Source organism: Protofrankia sp. CiT1 (assembly GCF_917627335.1).
Classification (GTDB): Bacteria; Actinomycetota; Actinomycetes; order Frankiales; family Frankiaceae; genus Protofrankia.
This window is the reverse complement of record NZ_CAKJTP010000041.1, coordinates 28,516-32,314: the sequence shown is the minus strand read 5'-3', so window position 1 is coordinate 32,314 and position 3,799 is coordinate 28,516. Positions and strand designations below refer to the sequence as shown.

The 3,799-nt window shown below is 67.6% G+C and carries 2 protein-coding genes; both read left to right on the top strand.

All coding sequences use genetic code 11. From position 1 onward, the window contains the following. Positions 1–399: 399 nt before the first annotated feature. Entirely contained in the window at positions 400–2,880 is a 2,481-nt protein-coding gene (locus tag MJ785_RS09565) for a SpoIIE family protein phosphatase (protein WP_239380493.1), read from the top strand. A 237-nt stretch (positions 2,881–3,117) separates the two neighbouring features. Beyond that, complete coding sequence (locus MJ785_RS09560; RefSeq protein WP_239311526.1) at positions 3,118–3,717, top strand: hypothetical protein; 600 nt, start codon at positions 3,118–3,120, stop codon at positions 3,715–3,717. Positions 3,718–3,799: the final 82 nt, after the last annotated feature.

Sequence of the window (3,799 nt, the reverse complement as noted above, 5' to 3'; positions counted from 1 at the left end):
ACCTCGCTGCGTTGTCGTCGGTCGACACCCAAGGACCAGGGTGACTCCCTCCTCCGCCTTGCGATGTACGCACCCCAGCCCCGCTCCTTGATCCACATCCCTATTGCCGGGCGCTCTTAGAGGCTCCGGCAATAGGACTGTCCGGCTCGCGGCGCCCGGTCGGCGCCTCGCGTCGTTGTCGTCGGCCCAGGTGGGACACCGCTACCTGGGCCGACGACAACCGGAGCCTCTTGATCTCATCAATCAGCATGCTGGCCGTTAGCGCGCTGATGGCATGAGTGACAGCCCGGAACGCGTGTCGGGACGACGATGCGGTCGCGGAGAGCGAACGGATCATGATTGTCTGGGTAGCGCCCGGCCGGCCGGTTCATGCGGGAACTCGTTGGGCAGGACCGAGATGTGGACGAGTCGGATGACGTGCACGTTGCTACTTTTGGCAACCGAATCGACGAGCTTTTTGATGTGGCGGAGACCGCCACGGCAACGGTTGACGCACAGGGGCGTATCACGCAGTGGAGCAAACAGGCTCGGCAGCTGCTGGCCTACCCGCCGGCCGAGGTCCTCGGACGGGCGGCGGCAGACCTCCTCGCCGAGGATATTCCGGACACCGTGCGGCTGTCCAGCGCGGCGCTGGAGGTATGGAGCGGCCAGGCGGTTGTGCGTCACCGGGACGGCCGGCATCTGCGGGTCGAGTTGCTGGCACAACCGTCACCGGCTGACGATGGAAAGATTACCTGGATCATTAGTGCGGTGCTGGCGGGGCGGCAGAAGCGGCAGATGCGGAAAAATCACGAGCAGCAGGATAAGAAGGACGGCGACTGGCCGCTGCTGGACTGGGCGTTCGACCAGTCCCCGCTGTATCTCGCGGTCTACGACGTGGACTTGCGGATCCGCCGGCTGAACGCCGCGGCGTGCCGTCAGCTCGGCATCGACCAGGGCGAGGAACGCGGGCTCCAGCTCACCGAGCTGCTGCCCGGTGGGCCCGCCCTCGACGCGGTCGTCGAGCAGCTGCGCAAGGTGGCGCAGACAGGCGAGCCGGTGCGTTACAGGGTTTTCGCCCCTACTCTGATCAATCTTTACGGCGAGGCGCTGGCCATCAGCATCTCGCCGCTGAAGGATCCAGACGGGCTGATCCGAGGCGTGTACAGCGCGGCGTTCGACATCAGCGAGCAGCACCGGGCCCAGCAGCGGCTGGCCTTGTTGAACGAGGCGAGTAGCCGTATCGGCAGTACGCTGAATGTGATCCGGACCGCGCGGGAACTGGTGGAGGTGGTTGTTCCCGGACTCGCCGACTGGGCCAGCGTGGATCTGCTCGAATCGGTACGCCAGGGGTATGAGCCGGTTGCCGGTCCGTTCTCGGGCACGGTCACCCTGTGCCGTGCCGCGCACCAGTCGATCATCGAAGGCCGTCCCGAAGTTGTGGTGGAGCTGGGGCAGGCCGACGTCTATCCGGACTATTCGCCCCCCGCCCGCGTCCTGGTGACCGGCCGGCCCGCGCTGTACCAGATCTCTGACCCGGTGATGGCTCGTTGGGTCGCCGCGGATGCCGTCCGGACCGCCAAGGCCCGCGAGTACGGGTTTCACTCGATGCTTTTCGTGCCGTTGCGTGCCCGTGGCGCCACTCTAGGTGTGGCGACTCTTGCTCGTCATCGACATCCGGAGGCGTTCGAGCACGATGATCTCATCCTTGCCGATGAGCTCGCTGCCAGGGCAGCAGTCGCTATCGACAATGCCCGTCGTTACACCCATGAACGCGCCACCGCGCTCACGCTGCAGCGCAGCCTGCTCCCGCGGCGGCTGCCCGCGCAGACGGCGGTGGATGTCGCCTCCCGCTACCTGCCAGCCAGCTCTGAGGTGGGTGTCGGTGGTGACTGGTATGACGTGATCCCGCTGTCCGGCACCCGCGTCGCGCTGGTTGTCGGTGACGTCGCGGGCCACGGGCTGCACGCGGCCGCGACCATGGGCCGGCTCCGTACCGCCGTGCGCACGCTTGCCGATGTTGATTTTTTTCCCGAGGAGCTGCTCACCCGCCTGGACGACGTGGTCATCCGGCTGGCGGCCGAGGAGAGCCCGGCGTCAACGGGCATGTCCGGCGATACTGGTGACGGTCTTGTCTCCACGTGTCTGTACGCGGTGTACGATCCGGTGTCCTGTCGGTGTTCGTTGGCCCGCGCCGGTCACGCCCTGCCCGCCATCGTGACCCCGGACGGCACCGTCGACTTCCTCGACCTGCCGGCCGGTCCTCCACTGGGCGTGGGCGGGCTGCCCTTCGAGGCCGCTGATTTCGATCTGCCCGCGGGCAGCCTGCTTGTTTTCTACACGGACGGACTCGTCGAGGGCCATGACCGCGACATCGACGCGGGCCAAAGCGCGTTGCGCCGGGTGCTGGCCGATTCCGCAGGCTCGCTGGAGAGTATCTGCGACACCATCCTCGCGACCATGCTGCCGGACCGTCCAAGCAATGACGTCGCGCTGTTGGTCGCCCGGACACGTGCCCTTGACCCGGGCCAGGTCGCCAGCTGGGATCTGCCGGCAGAGCCGGCCGTCGTCGCGGACGCCCGTGCGCAGGCATCCCGTCAGCTCGCCAGCTGGGGGCTGGACGAGGCCACATTCATCACCGAGCTGATCGTCAGCGAACTGCTCACCAACGCCATCCGCCACGCTCGGGCACCGCTCCAGCTGCGGCTGATCCTTGACGACAGCCTCATCTGTGAGGTCTCCGACGCCAGCAGCACCGCGCCGCACCTGCGCCGGGCCCGTGTCCTTGATGAGGGTGGACGCGGGCTGCTCCTGGTCGCCCAGCTCACCCGGCGTTGGGGTACCCGTCATACCCGCCATGGAAAGACGATCTGGGCTGAACAGCCGCTCCCCACTGGCTGACGGTCGGTACCGATCGGCCGTCGCTGTCCGTGTTCGACGGTCGCCGGCCAAGACCGCGCACCCGTGCGGCGGCGCGCTCGGCGGCAGTGGTTAAGTAGCATCCGACAGCCCTTGGTTGTCCTGGTCGCGGTGGGTTCGGGCGCTGCGCGGCCGGGGCCGTGCCGGGCGTCGCCAGGCCCGTCAGGACGGTGGGTCGTAGGGGGTACGCGCGCAGCGCGCGTGGGTGACGGAGGTTGGATGAGCCGGGCCGGAACGTTCCAGGGCCGCATGGTGACTGTCGGCACCGCTGTGTGTCTCACGCTCCTGACCGGAGCGTGCGGCGGCAGCGGCTCGACGCCAGCGGTCGTGCGGGACGCGGCGGTTACCGCGGCACCGCCGAGCCCCCCCGCCACGGATCTGCCCACCGATCTGACGCTGGCGTCGTCATCACCGCCGGCGGTCCAGACCCAGTCCGCGCAACCGACCGCGACGGCCAGCGCCGACCCGCTCAGTACGTCCATCGTCCCGGGCAATTTTCCGTTCCCGGACGGGTCGACCCACACACTCACCAACAGCAAGCCCACCGACGCGTCGATCAGCCTGAAGGGAGTGACCCCGGCCGCGGCAGCCGACTTCTACCGGAAGGCCCTGCCCGGTGTCGGTTACAAGCTCTTCCAGGAGTCCGCGTCCGATGGGAGAACGAAGGTCACTTTTACGGGGCACAACCAGAGCGTCGAGATTCTCGCCGGTGGCACCACCAGCCCCAATCTTATTGTGCTCGTTTTTACTCAGTGCAGTACCGCCGTGCAGGGCGGGGCAATTCCGACGCGCCGCAGTGACCGGGTCGCCTGCCGGTAATCATGGTGATGTGTGCCGTGTGCCTGGTCCGCGGATAACCGTTCCCGAGCGTGTGCCCGGTAACCAGCCACCGCACGCCAGC

Excerpts from the sequence above, each read along its gene's own strand:
- MJ785_RS09560 (WP_239311526.1), top strand. The coding sequence starts at position 3,118 with ATGAGCCGGGCCGGAACGTTCCAGGGCCGCATGGTGACTGTCGGCACC.